14 protein-coding genes are annotated in these 15,294 nt (G+C 42.8%); 4 read left to right on the top strand and 10 right to left on the bottom strand.

From position 1 onward, the window contains the following. Positions 1 to 11: 11 nt before the first annotated feature. Positions 12 to 1,202, top strand: a complete 1,191-nt coding sequence (locus tag OCU48_RS06155; protein WP_141344522.1) for an amino acid aminotransferase — start codon at positions 12 to 14, stop codon at positions 1,200 to 1,202. A 66-nt stretch (positions 1,203 to 1,268) separates the two neighbouring features. Here OCU48_RS06155 and OCU48_RS06150 read toward each other — a convergent pair whose 3' ends face one another. Continuing rightward, complete coding sequence (locus OCU48_RS06150; protein ID WP_141344521.1) at positions 1,269 to 1,913, bottom strand: hypothetical protein; 645 nt, start codon at positions 1,911 to 1,913, stop codon at positions 1,269 to 1,271. A gap of 175 nt (positions 1,914 to 2,088) precedes the next feature. On the opposite strand from OCU48_RS06150, the gene OCU48_RS06145 reads away from it, so the two are divergent. Both OCU48_RS06145 and OCU48_RS06140 read left to right on the top strand, forming a co-directional pair. Continuing rightward, positions 2,089 to 3,957: a putative nucleotidyltransferase substrate binding domain-containing protein gene (locus OCU48_RS06145; RefSeq protein ID WP_141344520.1), complete on the top strand. Its 1,869-nt coding sequence runs from the start codon at positions 2,089 to 2,091 to the stop codon at positions 3,955 to 3,957. A gap of 4 nt (positions 3,958 to 3,961) precedes the next feature. Continuing rightward, on the top strand, positions 3,962 to 4,696 hold the full coding sequence (locus OCU48_RS06140; protein WP_141344519.1) for a 3'-5' exonuclease: 735 nt from the start codon (positions 3,962 to 3,964) through the stop codon (positions 4,694 to 4,696). Between the two features lie 650 nt (positions 4,697 to 5,346). Here the strand turns inward: OCU48_RS06140 and OCU48_RS06135 are convergent. From OCU48_RS06135 to OCU48_RS06105, 7 genes are all read right to left on the bottom strand, one after another. Next, the gene (locus OCU48_RS06135) at positions 5,347 to 6,252 is read right to left on the bottom strand and encodes a SphA family protein (protein ID WP_141344518.1); all 906 of its coding nucleotides are present in this window, start codon (positions 6,250 to 6,252) and stop codon (positions 5,347 to 5,349) included. A gap of 234 nt (positions 6,253 to 6,486) precedes the next feature. Continuing rightward, on the bottom strand, positions 6,487 to 6,903 hold the full coding sequence (locus OCU48_RS06130; RefSeq protein ID WP_141344517.1) for a GNAT family N-acetyltransferase: 417 nt from the start codon (positions 6,901 to 6,903) through the stop codon (positions 6,487 to 6,489). Between the two features lie 3 nt (positions 6,904 to 6,906). After that, positions 6,907 to 7,206: a N(4)-acetylcytidine aminohydrolase gene (gene yqfB / locus OCU48_RS06125; protein ID WP_208727102.1), complete on the bottom strand. Its 300-nt coding sequence runs from the start codon at positions 7,204 to 7,206 to the stop codon at positions 6,907 to 6,909. Between the two features lie 94 nt (positions 7,207 to 7,300). Beyond that, entirely contained in the window at positions 7,301 to 8,872 is a 1,572-nt protein-coding gene (locus OCU48_RS06120) for a BCCT family transporter (protein ID WP_141344515.1), read from the bottom strand. A gap of 109 nt (positions 8,873 to 8,981) precedes the next feature. Continuing rightward, positions 8,982 to 10,271 (bottom strand): TRAP transporter large permease, encoded by a 1,290-nt coding sequence (locus tag OCU48_RS06115; RefSeq protein WP_141344514.1) that lies wholly within the window; start codon positions 10,269 to 10,271, stop codon positions 8,982 to 8,984. Further along, positions 10,268 to 10,792: a TRAP transporter small permease subunit gene (locus tag OCU48_RS06110; protein WP_141344513.1), complete on the bottom strand. Its 525-nt coding sequence runs from the start codon at positions 10,790 to 10,792 to the stop codon at positions 10,268 to 10,270. Before OCU48_RS06110 ends, OCU48_RS06115 begins: the two co-directional genes overlap by 4 nt. Before the next feature lie 67 nt (positions 10,793 to 10,859). Continuing rightward, positions 10,860 to 11,954 carry a TRAP transporter substrate-binding protein gene (locus tag OCU48_RS06105; RefSeq protein ID WP_141344512.1) on the bottom strand — a complete coding sequence of 365 codons (1,095 nt, stop codon included), beginning with the start codon at positions 11,952 to 11,954 and terminating at the stop codon, positions 10,860 to 10,862. Positions 11,955 to 12,160: 206 nt separating this feature from the next. Between OCU48_RS06105 and OCU48_RS06100 the strand changes: the two genes are divergently transcribed. Then, positions 12,161 to 12,832 (top strand): DUF2982 domain-containing protein, encoded by a 672-nt coding sequence (locus OCU48_RS06100; protein ID WP_141344511.1) that lies wholly within the window; start codon positions 12,161 to 12,163, stop codon positions 12,830 to 12,832. A gap of 60 nt (positions 12,833 to 12,892) precedes the next feature. Here OCU48_RS06100 and OCU48_RS06095 read toward each other — a convergent pair whose 3' ends face one another. After that, complete coding sequence (locus OCU48_RS06095) at positions 12,893 to 13,546, bottom strand: MBL fold metallo-hydrolase (RefSeq protein ID WP_141344510.1); 654 nt, start codon at positions 13,544 to 13,546, stop codon at positions 12,893 to 12,895. A gap of 155 nt (positions 13,547 to 13,701) precedes the next feature. Next, positions 13,702 to 15,285 carry a L,D-transpeptidase family protein gene (locus OCU48_RS06090; protein ID WP_141344509.1) on the bottom strand — a complete coding sequence of 528 codons (1,584 nt, stop codon included), beginning with the start codon at positions 15,283 to 15,285 and terminating at the stop codon, positions 13,702 to 13,704. Positions 15,286 to 15,294 lie beyond the last annotated feature (9 nt).

Raw genomic sequence — 15,294 nt, 5'->3', positions numbered from 1 at the left:
GGACGATTCTCATGTTTGAAAAAGTAGTAGCTGCCCCTGCCGACCCTATCCTAGGTTTAACTGAAGAGTTTAAAAAAGATGCTCGTGATACCAAGATTAATCTTGGTGTAGGTATTTACAAGAATGAACAAGGTACAACCCCAGTTCTCGCCACTGTGAAAAAAGCAGAACAAGCCATTCTTGAAACCGAAACCACTAAATCTTACCTAACGATTGAAGGTACAGCTGAATATGGCCTAGCGGTACAAAAGCTACTATTTGGTGAGAACAGCACTATTGTTTCAGAAAAACGAGCTAAGACGGCTCAAGCACCAGGTGGCACAGGCGCACTTCGTGTTGCCGGTGAATTTATTAAACGTCACCTTAACGGTGCAAAAATTTGGATCAGCAACCCAACTTGGGCAAACCATAAAGGCGTGTTCACAGCTGCGGGTATCGAAATTGCGGAGTACCGTTACTACAACCCCGAGACAAAATCGAAAGACTTTGACGCTATGCTCTCCGATTTAGAGCAGGCAAATGCCGGAGATATCGTTCTTCTTCACGGCTGCTGCCATAACCCTACGGGTATCGATCCAACGGCTGACGAATGGCAAACACTAGCGAAACTTGCAGCTGATAAGCAATTGATTCCACTGTTTGACTTTGCTTACCAAGGTTTTGCTAAGGGCGTAGAAGAAGACGCTGCGGGTCTGCGTGCATTTGCTGAGAAAAATCGTGAAATTCTAGTTGCGAGCTCTTTCTCTAAGAACTTTGGACTATACAACGAGCGTGTTGGTGCATTTACTCTGGTAGCTACGAATTCAGATGTCGCACAAACTGCATTTTCTCAAGTAAAAGGCATTATTCGTTCAATTTACTCTAACCCTCCAGCTCATGGGTCAGCAGTAGTGACCCATATCCTAAACAACGCTGAACTTCGTAAAGAATGGGAAGCAGAAGTACAAGAGATGCGTGATCGTATTCAAGAGATGCGTACTTTGTTTGTTGAAACCCTTAAAGCTCAGGGCGTTACTCGTGACTTTAGCTTTATTGAGCGCCAAAACGGTATGTTCTCGTTCTCTGGCCTAACCAAAGAACAAGTCTCACGTCTTAAAGATGAGTTTGCTATTTATATTGTAGGTTCAGGCCGTATCAGCGTTGCTGGCATGACCAAAGAAAACATGTTGCCACTGTGCAAAGGCATCGCTGCTGTACTTTAGTTGACGTTCATATCTCTTTAATCCAAAGGCTGGTGTTACCAGCCTTTTTCATTTATATCGCCACCATCAAAAGCGAAGTTTAGCCACCACACCACCTTGATCTAAGGTAGAGTCATCATTCCAAATGGTTCGGCCATACGCTCCTAGAGAAAAATGCGTCGTAAAATAGTAGTCCAGTGAGAGTTCAAAAGAAGATTCATGAGTAATGTCGTACTCAAGATACTCGAATACCATATTTCCCTCTAACGCATCCGTAAAAGCATAGTTAGCACCGGCAAATACACCCATCAAAAAATCTTGTTCTGTCCTTATGGTAGAGCCAGTGTCGTTGCGTATTTTCACACTAGATCCACCTAACTTAATACCCGCGTATAGGTCCCCTTTCTCCATCACAGCAAAACGTCTTGCTCCTGATATCGTTATGTAATCGGCTCTATCATTCTCATCACCGTGATGGGTGAAACGGCCTTTGTATTGAATATTGGTGATCCAATGCTCATTGACCAACCACCTCAGGTTGATATCACTGACAGTCACTCCATCCCTACCTTCTAATAAATCGGAATTAAGTTTTCCGCCCCCGATCGCAAAACTAAGAAAGTTGTAGTTTACCGGCGTATCGTATGAACGAAAATCCCAGCTAGAAGCATGGCTATCAGCGGCAAACAATGAACCTAAACCAAACAATGCAATCGACGAGTATTTGTTCATACGTTCTCCATGTCATGAAAAAAATCCAACTAATCCCTATATTCAACCATAATAGTAGACAATAAATGATGATAGTTTAGTGACTTAACAATGATTTAGCGCCAAACTACTGTTTACACCCTCTTTTTCGTTTTACGATGAAAGAAGCATAAAATAGCGATGATTAAGGCGCCTCATGGAAGTTGAACTACTCGAAATAAAACAGTTTCTCACTCAGTACCCTCCATTCTCTGACTTGCCTGAAGAGATGGTGAGTCAGGTCGCGTTTGAAACTGAGATTTCTTATATTCGTAAAGGCGAAGTAGTCGTTTCACTCGGTGAAGCCATCTCTGACTTTTTTGTTGTACGCAGTGGCGTAGTCGAAATATCTAAACGTAATGGTTCGCTGTTTAATCGATTAGATGAAGGGGCAGTGTTTGGACAGTTGGCTTTGCTCAGTAACGGCAAGGTAATGTTTCCAGCTACAGCAATAGAAGATTGTCTTTTATATTGTATTCCTGCTGACACCTTTCAAACACTGTATGACAATTACGATTCATTTGCTGATTTTGTTGCACTCGACGACAGCACAAGACTACGCCGAGCCATGGCTAACACTGACGATAACGACCTGACCACGGCCAAGATCACCGCGATGATTAATCGCCCTGCATCCACTATCTCTGAGTTCTCTTCTATCAGAGATGCAGCAGTCCAGATGGATGATGAAAATACCTCTTGTCTTCTTGTTGTCGACGATGAAGCGCATAACAGCGATAAACTGCGTGGGATTCTTACCGACCGTGATTTATGTACTCGTGTTATAGCGCAAGGCGTATCACCAGACGACACAGTGAAATCAGTAATGACCCAAGACGTTATCACACTGGACAGTAACGCCTACGTCTATGAAGCAATGTTAACCATGCAACGTTTCAACGTTCACCACTTACCCATTGTGAGAAAAAGCAAACCTATAGGCGTTATTGAAGCCAGTGATATCGTTCGTTATGAGTCTCAAAACTCTTTGCTATTAGTGAGTTCTATCTTCCAACAAAACAGTGTGGATGATCTAGTGACTCTCTCTGAGCAAGTCAGTGATAGTTTCGTCAGGTTAGTCAACGAAGATGCCAACTCACACATGGTGGGCAGTGCTATGGCTATCATAGGAAAGAGTTTTAAACAGCGAATCATAGAATTGGCCGAAGAAGAACTTGGCCCCTCGCCTGTTCCTTATTGCTTTCTTGCTCTTGGTTCAATGGCACGTGATGAGCAACTGATTGTAACCGATCAGGATAACGCCATTATTTTGTCGAATAGTTTTGATAAAGAAAAGCACGACGAATATTTCGCTACCCTCTCTCAGATGGTCAGTGACGGCTTAGACCGTTGTGGTTATCCATATTGTACAGGCGATATTATGGCAACGAACCCTATTTGGCGAATGACGCAAACCGAATGGGAAGAATGCTTTGCCGATTGGATTGATAACCCTAATGCTAAAGCGTTGTTAAACGCCTCCATATTCTTCGATTTGGTCGGTGTGCACGGACAAATTAAATGGGCAGAGAAGCTCAATCGTTTTATAACAGAACGTGCTAAGAACAACTCTAAATTCTTGTATTGCTTGGCGAGAAATGCCTTAAACCGTACTCCTCCTCTGGGCTTCTTCAAGAGCTTTGTAATGGAAAAAGACGGTAAGCACAAAAACTCCATAAACCTAAAACGACGCGGAACAGCGCCATTGGCCGATTTAATTCGTGTGCATGCACTGGCTGTGGGTTCAACTCAGCAAAATTCCTTTGAACGCCTAGATGACATTCTTGATTCAGGAATATTACCTCGAGGACGAGCGCAGGATCTTAAGGATGCACTCGAATTTATTTCTTTAGTGCGTATACGACACCAAGCAATCGATATCAGTGAGGAGAGAGAACCAGATAACAACATAGAACCAGAAAACCTTTCCGATTTTGAAAGACGTAACCTTAAAGATGCTTTTCAGATCTTAAGTAATGCTCAGAATTTCTTGAAGTTTCGCTATCAAGGCACAGCGCTGAAATAATATTATGTTTAAAAAAACAAATGAAAGCCAGATACCTGTCGCGCCAACTAAAGACTGGCAAACACATTTCAATGCGTTAATGGAAGACAGTAAACACGGGCATATAAAACGCTTTTATTCTACTGGTACTATTGACCAAAACACGCCACTTAAAGATGTGCCTTTTTTAGCCTTGGATTTTGAAACTACTGGGCTAAATTCTGATAAGGATGAAATCATTTCAATAGGATTGGTCCCTTTTGATTTAAAGCGAATCTACCTGAGGCAAAGTAAACAGTGGCTTATCAAACCTCAAAAAGCGCTGAACGCTGACTCGGTAGTGATCCATGGTATTACACACTCAGAGCTTCAATACGCACCCGATATCATGAACGTTCTACCGGAGTTCCTTGATGCTATAGCAGGCAAGGTATGTGTGGTGCATTACCGTCAAATAGAGCGAAGTTTTTTGGATAGTATTCTTAAACGCCGAATCAATGAAGGCATTCAGTTTCCCGTCATCGATACGCTGCAGATCGAATGGGAAGTACAGCAAGAGTACGCTGCTGGCTTTATGAATCGTTTGAAGGGCAAAAGGCCTGGCTCAGTGCGTCTTGCCAAGAGTCGTAAGCGGTACAATCTACCTACCTATACGCCTCATGATGCCTTAGTCGATGCCATTGCTACAGCTGAGCTCTTGCAAGCACAGGTTGCTCATCACTTCAGTCCTGATACAGCAATAGAAGAGTTGTGGCTATAGTTGCAAGCTTTAAGACGTGACGATCGAGTTTCGACGATGGTTACGTCAATGGCAGACCAGTATCCAAATGAGTATCATCAGATTAACAACGGCACCTAATGAATAAGACTATCCCACTAATCCACAAGTCGGCTGCGATAGCACAAATAGAAGCACTCAAGCTTTACGTTAAAGACATGTGACCCATCGTCAGTGATGCTCAACTTCCCATATACCTAGACTCACATCGGCTCAATTTATGCCCTTCCACTCTCTTTGCCGATTATTGCAATCGGTGTTAAAACACCGCACAGCAAAAGAGTTTATCGAATTTATCCACTGTGGCGCAAAAAGCTACTCACAACATATCGCAGGGGTTTGTTTATCGGACAAAGGAGTACAGTGCAAACTAGTACACTATCTGTCGATTCAAGAAATGGAGTTTACATCGTCTAATGGGACTGCGTTAGACTGCTCATTAACAATGACATTAGAATAGGTTGAGCCTTACATCTTTATCAGTGAACGATACGTTATCTCCGTTGCTCATCATTGCTTAACCCAGCAGTACCCCGCTCTTATAGAGCCCATTAAATATCATTTGGTAACTCATGAAAAATCTGGGTTAGATACATTAAAGGCAGGTTGTTTGAACACGACTCAGTTAGTGATTAAAACACTGCCTTAGGTGAGTAGGTTACGTTGAGGGAGTACGTTTCCCCTTCTAGGCGGGATTCTGAATAGTATTCTTTGGCAACGTTTGCGGTAACGTTCCAGTTCCCATTGATCCAGTACCCCACTGATACCCCAATACCATGAACTTGTGATTGGGAGCCTATGGACGTATTCAATCGCTCATTAACCAGTACATGGGTATCTGTTATCTCATCACTTTCGGTTTGCCATTGGCTATAGCCGCGGATACCCACTTCCAATTGTTGGGTTAAATATTGGCTGTAGCCATATTCTAAGCTGAGATGATCGCCAGGTGTTACGTTTGTAGAATCAGACTCAGTATGAAATTCATAGGTTGCGGCTAGCATCAAAGCTCCTGCGCCATCCATAAGGTAGTAATACCCTGCAGTTTGTAACTGTGTGGTCCATAAATCGAGAGTCACGTCACTGTCTCCCGCAGGGATATAAACTCCAGCACCAAAGTTGATATCATAGTTGTCTTCTTGCCAACCTAGCCAAAGAGGTTGAATAAAAAGATCACCGACACCTGATGATTCATTGTTAACTAATAGGGGGTTAAAAGAAAAAGCGTATCGAGCACCGAGGAACTCCTTTTCAGTCGTCCAGACAAACGAAGGCGCAATTGCAAATACGCTGTAGTCGATATCTGAACCATTCGGCTTCAGTGACTCACCAGAGGAGTTGGTGATTTTATCTGCGGAGTAGTAAATATTGTACTGTTCATAAATAAAACCCGCATCTCGGGGAACGGAAAGGTCTCTAATATTGGCGATACCAGGTGAGTAGTGTCCAGAACCAAAAAGACCATCGGCAAGTACGTGCCCGTTAGCTAATAGAGCAAAACTCAAAGGAAGCAGTCTGATTAATGATGTTAATTTCATAAGTCGTCTTTCTCATAAATAACCTCAAGAAACATTCACCGCTTCATTGGGCTATTTTTGCGCATCAATTGATGCTTATAGTAACCACCTAATGCTATTACTATAAATGACTTAATTTTATTTGTGATATGCTTGTATGTAATGTAATAAATTCACATAACAAGTATGTTGTTCTAACAAGATCAATAAAAAGCGATCTGCGATTCCGCCTAACTAACGTGAATTAATGGAAAACTAGATATTTAGCACAGTTTTAAGAACCCAGTGTTCTGGTTCAGCATTTGCGTTATAAACAGGTTCCCAACCTAGTCGAATGTATAGATTAGGACGATTGGTGTAAACGTAGAGGTAGCTTTGATTTAAATGAGCGCAGACTTTAACTGCTTTTTCGGCCAGCAATGAAGCTACGCCTTGACTTCGATATTCAGATTTGACGTAGATTGCGTTGATCCAGACTACTTGCTTATCCGTTAGAGGCTCTGCGAACAAAGAGAAAGCTACGCCTCCTACTAATCGCTCCATATCAACCGCAAACAACGGCGCAGGGAAATCAGTAGAGTGCAAGTTTATACACCCCCCCCACTCAGCCTCACACCATTGTTTAAACAAAGAGCAATAAGGCAAGTTGGACTCAACTAACAAAATAGTCATAGGTCAATCTGCAAGTTGATAATCGATCACAAATAACTGAGACGTATTAGGATATATCTCCGAGATCACGTCTTTTAATTGTTGCAGGCTCATATTCTCTTGCTGTGCATGAAAGTCGTTCAATTCTTTAAATTGGATGGAGGTGACAGATTTGATCTGCAAACGGCAAAACCAACGCCCATCTTCATAGGTAGATACGTCAACCGTAGAGCCTGGTGTGTAGTCATACTCACTCTCGTCACGTATGGTGATGGTTTTCTTTCCTGCTAAGATGTCACTTTCAAAACGTTCAAAGAACGTCATTGTTAATAAACTCATATTTATATTTCCTATTGTTCATAAAAAAGGCCTGATAAATCAGGCCTTTGACTAATACTTAGACTTTCAACTATTAAGCTTAACGCTCTTCAGTTGCCATACCCATTAGTAAGCTTACACACATGGCGAGCAATACAAAGGTAAATGGTAGAGCGGTTGAAATTGCACCGGCCTGTAGGGCCTGTACTGCTTCTGAACCACCAACCCAAAGCATAGCAACCGCAATTGCGCCTTCCATGAATGCCCAGAATACACGTTGTGGCATTGGAGCGTCTAGCTTACCACCAGCAGTGATACTATCGATAACAAGAGAACCTGAGTCAGACGATGTTACAAAGAACACCATAACTAAGATAATCGCGATAATAGACAGCATATTTGCCATTGGCATAGCGTCAAACATCTCGAACATTGCTAGAGATACGTCGGTTAGGCCTTTAGTACCCAAAATACCCACGTTATTGACCACTTGGTCAATAGCCAAACCACCAAAAGTAGACATCCAAATTAGAGTTACCGTTGTTGGTACAATTAATACTGCAGTCATAAACTGACGAACTGTACGGCCTTTAGATACGCGAGCGATGAACATACCTACAAATGGGGACCATGAAATCCACCAAGCCCAGTAGAACACAGTCCAACCTTGGAACCACGCTTCGTCATCACGACCGTGCGGATTACTTAATGGGATGATATTCTCAACATAAGATATGAAGGTTGTAGAGATGCTGCTGAAAGTAACGTGATAGCCAATGAACAATACAAACATCAATAGCACAAATGCAATGATCATGTTGATGTTAGAAACTAGCTTAACACCACCATGCATACCGCGCATTACCGATACAATAGCTAGCAACGTAACAAAACTGATCACTGCTACTTGCATGCCAAAGCCTGCTTCAACACCAAATACGTGTTGAATACCACTAGCCGCCTGCTGTGCACCAAGACCAAGCGATGTTGCAAGGCCAAATAGTGTCGCTAGAACCGCCAGAATATCAACAATGTGACCAGGCCAACCCCATGCGCGATCGCCTAAAATCGGGTAAAAGATAGAACGAATAGAAAGCGGTAAGCCTTTGTTATACGCAAAGAACGCTAGAGAAAGCGCTACAACACCGTAAATAGCCCAAGGGTGAAGACCCCAGTGGTACATAGTTGCACCAAGAGCAAGCTTAGCTGCTTCTGGAGTATTCGCTTCCACATTAAGTGGAGTCTCATACCAACCAGTGAAGTAAGCAACAGGCTCAGCCACACTCCAGAACATAAGACCGATGCCCATGCCTGCTGCAAATAGCATCGCTATCCAAGACATGACAGAATATTCTGCAACTGCGTCTTTACCACCTAAGCGAATTTTCCCGTAAGGCGAGACTATTAAAGCTAAGCAGAAGACCACAAAAATGTTACCCGCCCAGATAAACAGGGCATCAAAAGAGCCAATGATCTGCCACTTTAAACCGTCCAGTGCGCTCTTTGCGGTATCCGCATCGAGAAACACCATTGCCAGTAGAAAAAGAATCGTTAGACCTGCACTCGCGGAAAATACCGCATTGTGCACATCAAAACCCCATTTTTGGACATTATCTTGTCCGATCTGATAGTCAGTACTGTCAATACTGTACTTATCAATTCCCTTGGTCATTCGACCTCCTATAAATGTACAAAAAACGTACCAATTACGATTACATCATGTAATTAACTTTCAATTATAATTGATTCAGCAGGTTTTTACGATAAATCAAGAAATTATGTTACATACTTAACCCATACATAGCAGGAAACAATAGTAACGTTGCTAACACCACTACTTGAATTGCAATAAACGGCATAACACCAGCGTAGATATCTCTCGTTGTGACTTCTTTAGGTGCCACCCCTTTAAGGTAAAATAAACTGAAGCCAAATGGAGGGGTTAAAAAGGAGGTCTGCAAGTTCATAGCGACCAATATCGCAAACCAAACCATATTGATTCCAAGCAGTTCAGCAACCGGCGAAATCATAGGGACGATGATGAAACAGATTTCCACGAAATCAATAAAGAAACCAAGTACAAGAATGACCAACATTACCAAGATTAAGAAGCCCCACTTTTCTCCAGGAAGTTTGAGTAGCCACTCTTCGACCAAGTAATCACCGCCAGTGTAGGTAAACGCCATAGAGAATGCAGTGGCACCTAATAAGATAGCAAATACCATCGCCGTAACTTTGACCGTCTCTCTAGATGACTCGTACAACAATGTCCAACTAAACTGTCGATACAGAAGAGCAAGTACGATTGCGCCCGCGCCTCCCAAAGCAGCAGATTCAGTAGGCGTCGCAATCCCCGCAAAGATAGAACCAAGCACAACAACAATAAGAGCTAAAGGAGGCACTATTGCTTTCAAGGCAGCAATGACTTCTTCTTTGCGACTTTGGTCATCGAGCTTAGGAATAGATTGAGCCGCTTGTGGATTAAAAAAGGCGTAGATCGCGATATACAAAACATAAGCAATCACTAGCACTAAACCTGGCCAAAGCGCTGCTTTAAATAAATCGCCAACAGGAACGCCTAATACATCACCTAACAATATAAGAACAATTGATGGGGGGATAATCTGCCCTAACGTTCCCGAGGCACAGATGGTGCCGCAGGCAAGTTTTTTATCGTAGTTGTACTTGAGCATTACAGGAAGAGAAATCAACCCCATAGCAACCACTGACGCTCCCACAACCCCCGTGGATGCGGCAAGAAGCGCTCCAACCAAAACGGTGGAAATCGCTATTCCCCCTCGAACGCCACCAAACAATCGTCCCATAGCCTCCAGTAATTGTTCAGCTAAACGCGTTTTTTGAAGAACCAACCCCATGAAAATAAACAGAGGTACTGCCATTAAAACGGTGTTTTGCATAATGGATTCGATGCGATATGGCATGAAGGCAAACATATCCCAACCTTCTGACCACACACCAAATATCAGAGCGATACCACCAAAGGTAAAAGCAACCGGAAAACCAAGCAATAGCGCAAACAAGGCTACCGCAAACATAACAATCCCTATCATGCTTGTTCCTTATTATTAGTATCCGCGTTGAGTAATTGACGGAAAGACTTACACAACATCCCTAAACCACTTGTAGCAATGAAGAAAAATGAAATGGGAATAACAGCCTTGATTATCCAGCGATAAGGTAAACCGCCTGGATCTCCTGACTGTTCACCGATATCGTAAGCTTGATACGCAAAATCGATACCATACCAAGCCACTAATAAACTGAACGGCAGTAGCCAAACAAAAATACCGAGAATATCAATAATGGCCTGTACCTTTGGAGAAAAACGCTCGTAGAAAATATCCACACGAACGTGGCCATTGGTTTTGATGGCGTAGGGAACGCCAAGCAAGAATACCGCAGAAAATAGATGCCACTCTAACTCTTGAAAAGCGATAGATACGTCATTAAACACATAACGCATTACAACATCGTAAACAACGTTTGCTACTAAAAGCAAAAACAACACACTGGAAATATGCCCCAATGCGTTGCTAATTCTATTAAAAAATCCCTCGAATGCAGTCAGCAATTGACCTCCCTGTCTGCAGCAACTAAAGGTATCTGTGGACTCTCAGCCGAAACTGAGAGTCCGTTATTTATTCCTGAAGCGTTGTTGAACTATTTAGGTAAGCACGTTTAGAAATGTCACTCCAAGAACGTGTTTGCTCTAAATACTGAGCTTGAGACATTTGAATTTTCTTCGCCATCTCATCTTTAGCCGCATGTTCCGCAAGCAAGCGGTCATTCACTGCGCGAAGTTCCTTCATCACTTCTGGTGGGAAGTTTTTCACCTCTACATCAGGGTATTCCGTTCTGATACTTGCCCAGTTCTTACCACTTTCATGCGTAGATTGAATATACATATCGTAGGCAGCGGTGCGCATAGCAACGCGTAAGATCTCTTGCAGATCGGCCGGTAACTTATCCCATGTTCGCTTATTTACTAAGAATTGAAGTTCGGTTGCTGGTTCATGCCAACCGGTGTAGTAGTAAGGTGCAATCTTGTGAAAGCCCATACGAAGATCAAGAGATGGACCTACCCACTCTAGTGCATCAATCGTTTTTCTTTCTAATGCTGTATACAACTCCCCTGGGGCAATGTTAGTCGGTTTAGCGCCAAGTTCAGCGAGCACTTCTCCGGCAAAGCCTGGGATACGCATTTTTAAACCTTGCAGATCATCAACACTGTTGATCTCTTTTTGGAACCAACCGCCCATCTGGACGTCGGTGTTCCCCCCAGGAAAGGACATTAGATTGTGCGGGGAGTAAACCTCTGCCATCAGTTCCATACCACCACCGTGATAGAACCACGCGTACTGCTCTTCTGCTGTCATGCCAAATGGCATAGTTGTGAAATAGAGAGTATTTGGAACCTTGCCCTTCCAGTAATACGACGCAGAATGCCCCATGTCATACTGGCCCGATTTAACCATATCAAACACGCCAAAAGGGGCTTTATGTTTGTTTGAAGAGTCGACACGAATCTGCAGCCGACCGTTAGACATTTTTTCAGCCATAGCGGCCATATTTTTTGTAGCATCGCCGAATATTGGAAAGTTAGGTCCCCAAGTTTCCGCAAGCTTTAACTTGTATACTTTGTCTGCTGCAACGGCAGTACCTATGCTCGCAACCCCAACTAGGACCGCTAAACTACGTACACATGCCTTTGCCCACTTTGATTTCACTACCATGTTATTTGCTCCTTGTGCAGTCATAAATGTCTACAAAATCAACTAAATATGGACCAGTTTTATTTGGGATGCTAAATAGTTGTTAAAAATGTGTGTCACTCGATCTTCTTAAGGAAGTTATTACATTTTTTATCAATTAATGTCTAAGCTCAATGATCAGCTAAACATGGACTCTCGTAGATGTGTTAAACCTCAGTTTGGTAGCTATGTCTTCACTTCAATTAACTAATGAAAAATTTATACTAGGGAAAGTCAGTCGAGGTCTATTACTGACCTTTTATGTATTGTTCTCAGTTTGGCTAAGTACCTTCTCTAATGGTACTCAAGGAAGTATTGGTATCCTTCTAATATGTGGTTGTGCCTTGTTGATGGTGATCTACACCTACAAACGGGGCGTGGTGCGCTTCACTATTACCGATACCCACCTTCAGCAACATACTTTTAAAGGGGGATGGGTTGTACAATGGCAGAACGTATCCTCTTTAGGACTCTGTCGCAGTCATCAACCTACCCACAACCTCGAACTTCCATGGATCGGCATAAAGCTCAAAGACCCAAAGCCGTTTATAAAACAAGCCTGCCCGCGACTGATCACTAATTTATTATTGGAGCAAAGATCTCTTTTACACCTAGGTGCGCGAGAAACGGAAAAAGAGCACTTGTTTCAAGACCAAGTTCTAGATTCATCTCGAGTTGAATTAAAAGATGGCGAAACCATCAAAGGATTGCAGGCAAGCCTATATCATAGGATGTGCTATCAAAGAGAATACTGGGGCTATGACATCTTTATCTCAACGGCCGATTTAGATAGGGATGCAGAAGAGTTTGTCGGTCTATTGAGAAAGTATTGGGCAGGATCACGCCATACCAGTGATTAGGGAGACGTTGACAGGAAAGCGAAGAAGCTAGGACTGCAAGCCCTAGCTCCCTTAAATACTCTAATATAAAGGCATTTCGTCTGCTACAAACGGGTTACTCACTCGCTCAGAACCAAACGTTGATTCAGGACCATGACCAGGAACAAAACGAGTTTCGTTTCCTAAAGGCCATAGTTTGCTCTTAATAGAGTCAATCAATGTATTGAAATCACCCTTAGGGAAATCGGTACGCCCAATCGCCCCCTTAAAGAGCACATCACCTACGAACGCAAGGCTTGCTGATTCGCTATGCAGAACTACATGACCGGGAGTATGCCCTGGAGTATGAATGACATTTAAAGATTGCTCACCAAAAGTGACAATGTCACCTTCATCTAACCATTGACTAGGCTCAAATGCTTCCGTTAAAGGAAAGCCGAACATTTGGCTTTGCCCTTCTAAGCCTTGTAGCCAAAAATTGTCATCTTTGTGTGGGCCAACAATAGTCAGGTTCAAAGCTCTAGCCAACTCTACACTGCCCCCTACATGATCTAGATGACCGTGTGTGAGCACTAATTTCTCTACCTGAACTTTCAACTCTTCAATCATCATCAAAAGCTGCTTAACATCACCACCTGGGTCGATAACGACGCCTTTCATCGTCTCATCACACCAAACGATTGAACAGTTTTGTTGGAAAGGGGTTACCGGAACAACTTGATACTGCAACGCCATGAAAAACCTTTTATTTTAATGGATATTTTATTCGATACACTTCAGCAGAATATGACAGTTTCTAACACTAAACTCAAGCCTAGGCGAGCTAAGAGCTCACCATCCGTATTTATAAAAACAACCTGACATCCTTTAATCATTATCAATTAGATAAGCTATCGCTTAATCGCTAAGCTAGGGGACTTTGGGCGTGTGTCATATCCGTAAATATCATCCCTAAAAAAGATACGTCCTGACTCAACCCAAGATGTTTTATAAATAAGATGCACCGGAAGCCTTCTCTTTAATGGAATACGCGCATTCGCCTGTTGCCCTACTGGTGAAATATTATTTTTTTTAAAGCCCTGTGTTTTGGACAAGGTGTAGGCAAACTTATCGGCATGCTGTACCCGAATACACCCAGAGCTAAATGCTCTTGATGGTTTATCAAACAGGTATTTGGCAGGGGTATCATGTAGATAAATTGCGCGGCGATTTGGCGTATTGAACTTGTATATACCTAACGCGTTGTAGTTACCCGATAACTGCCGCATACGAAACGGAAATGTTTTAGGATTGACTCGACTCCATTGAATAGCACCATGATCAATCACTACAGGATCAGCCCACCCTTTAATAACTTGAATCCCTCTTTCACTCAGATATCCAGGGTTGTATCGCAATATAGGGATAATATCTTCACGCATGATTTTAGGCGGAACGTTCCATGTTGGGTTCAACACCAACGAATCCATCTTTATTTCAAGCATCGGTGTTTTACGCGCTTGCTTGCCGACAATGACCTTAGATGAGAAGGCAACCTTACCTCGAAAGTAATAGTTCAAATCGAAACTCGGTAGGTTCACAACAACGAGCGCACTTCTTTGCATTGGCCATAAGCGACTTCTTTCTGCGTTTAAAGCCAGTCTATGAATGCGATCTTCAATGGGATAATTAAGCCATTCAATAGTCTTAGACCCTATAACCCCATCGGCGTTTAAACCGTGTTGCCTTTGAAACCTCTTAACAATGCTTCGCAATTCATTCCCATACCAATCTTTTTCTTTTATCGACAATGGGATGACCAGCCCTGAAAGCTCAAGGCGAGAGAACAAAATATGTTTATCCGTAATAGGGTCTCCCACCCTAATAAGAACATCAGAGGAATACAGCACAATTTCGTCGTTAATCGCTAATTGCATTTTGTCTATTGCCGATTGGTAATCACGATAGCTCTGAGAGTTTGGACCCAAGGTCATTAAAAAATCAGTTAAAGAACTCTTTTCTAGCGCGTTTTCAAATTCAGCAACGATATTTGGAGGAGGCTCCGCCCAGTCTGAAGGCAATCCTTGTCCGTATAACCACGTATCTTTATTCTCTCTCAATAGTTCGCGATAACTGAGAAACGCGAGCATTAAATCCGTCGCGAGTAAGTCGTACTGGTAATATTGTTCAGAGCGCCTTAGTTCATGAAGTGTTTGCAATCGCTGTTCGAAAAACGGACTGAGCTCGGCTAATACCACCAATTCAATAATGTCTTCAAACACTTGTCTATCATGAGATTGCAGCCATATAAGCTGATGGCGATGGGTAGAGTAAATAGATTCTGTGAGTTGTGGATAGCGAAACGTCTGCTCTACGGACGATGCAGAGCCAATCCACCCCAAGGTATGGAACATACTTTTAGAATAGGCTGGGTATAAAAGGACGAAGTAGACAAGCAAACCTGCCCATATCGTCCCTTTCTTGCACAAGGTCATAGCGAACAC

The sequence above is a fragment of the Vibrio inusitatus genome (assembly GCA_024346935.1).
Taxonomy (GTDB): domain Bacteria; phylum Pseudomonadota; class Gammaproteobacteria; order Enterobacterales; family Vibrionaceae; genus Vibrio; species Vibrio inusitatus.
The sequence above is the reverse complement of the archived record's forward strand: the minus strand, read 5'-3'. Positions and strand labels throughout refer to the sequence as shown.

What these genes read in the sequence shown, in the direction of transcription:
- OCU48_RS06155 (WP_141344522.1), top strand. Translation starts at nt 12, where the DNA reads ATGTTTGAAAAAGTAGTAGCTGCCCCTGCCGACCCTATCCTAGGTTTA.
- OCU48_RS06150 (WP_141344521.1), bottom strand. Translation starts at nt 1,913, where the DNA reads ATGAACAAATACTCGTCGATTGCATTGTTTGGTTTAGGTTCATTGTTT.
- OCU48_RS06145 (WP_141344520.1), top strand. Translation starts at nt 2,089, where the DNA reads ATGGAAGTTGAACTACTCGAAATAAAACAGTTTCTCACTCAGTACCCT.
- OCU48_RS06140 (WP_141344519.1), top strand. Translation starts at nt 3,962, where the DNA reads ATGTTTAAAAAAACAAATGAAAGCCAGATACCTGTCGCGCCAACTAAA.
- OCU48_RS06135 (WP_141344518.1), bottom strand. Translation starts at nt 6,252, where the DNA reads ATGAAATTAACATCATTAATCAGACTGCTTCCTTTGAGTTTTGCTCTA.
- OCU48_RS06130 (WP_141344517.1), bottom strand. Translation starts at nt 6,903, where the DNA reads ATGACTATTTTGTTAGTTGAGTCCAACTTGCCTTATTGCTCTTTGTTT.
- yqfB (WP_208727102.1), bottom strand. Translation starts at nt 7,206, where the DNA reads ATGACGTTCTTTGAACGTTTTGAAAGTGACATCTTAGCAGGAAAGAAA.
- OCU48_RS06120 (WP_141344515.1), bottom strand. Translation starts at nt 8,872, where the DNA reads ATGACCAAGGGAATTGATAAGTACAGTATTGACAGTACTGACTATCAG.
- OCU48_RS06115 (WP_141344514.1), bottom strand. Translation starts at nt 10,271, where the DNA reads ATGATAGGGATTGTTATGTTTGCGGTAGCCTTGTTTGCGCTATTGCTT.
- OCU48_RS06105 (WP_141344512.1), bottom strand. Translation starts at nt 11,954, where the DNA reads ATGGTAGTGAAATCAAAGTGGGCAAAGGCATGTGTACGTAGTTTAGCG.
- OCU48_RS06100 (WP_141344511.1), top strand. Translation starts at nt 12,161, where the DNA reads ATGTCTTCACTTCAATTAACTAATGAAAAATTTATACTAGGGAAAGTC.
- OCU48_RS06095 (WP_141344510.1), bottom strand. Translation starts at nt 13,546, where the DNA reads ATGGCGTTGCAGTATCAAGTTGTTCCGGTAACCCCTTTCCAACAAAAC.
- OCU48_RS06090 (WP_141344509.1), bottom strand. Translation starts at nt 15,285, where the DNA reads ATGACCTTGTGCAAGAAAGGGACGATATGGGCAGGTTTGCTTGTCTAC.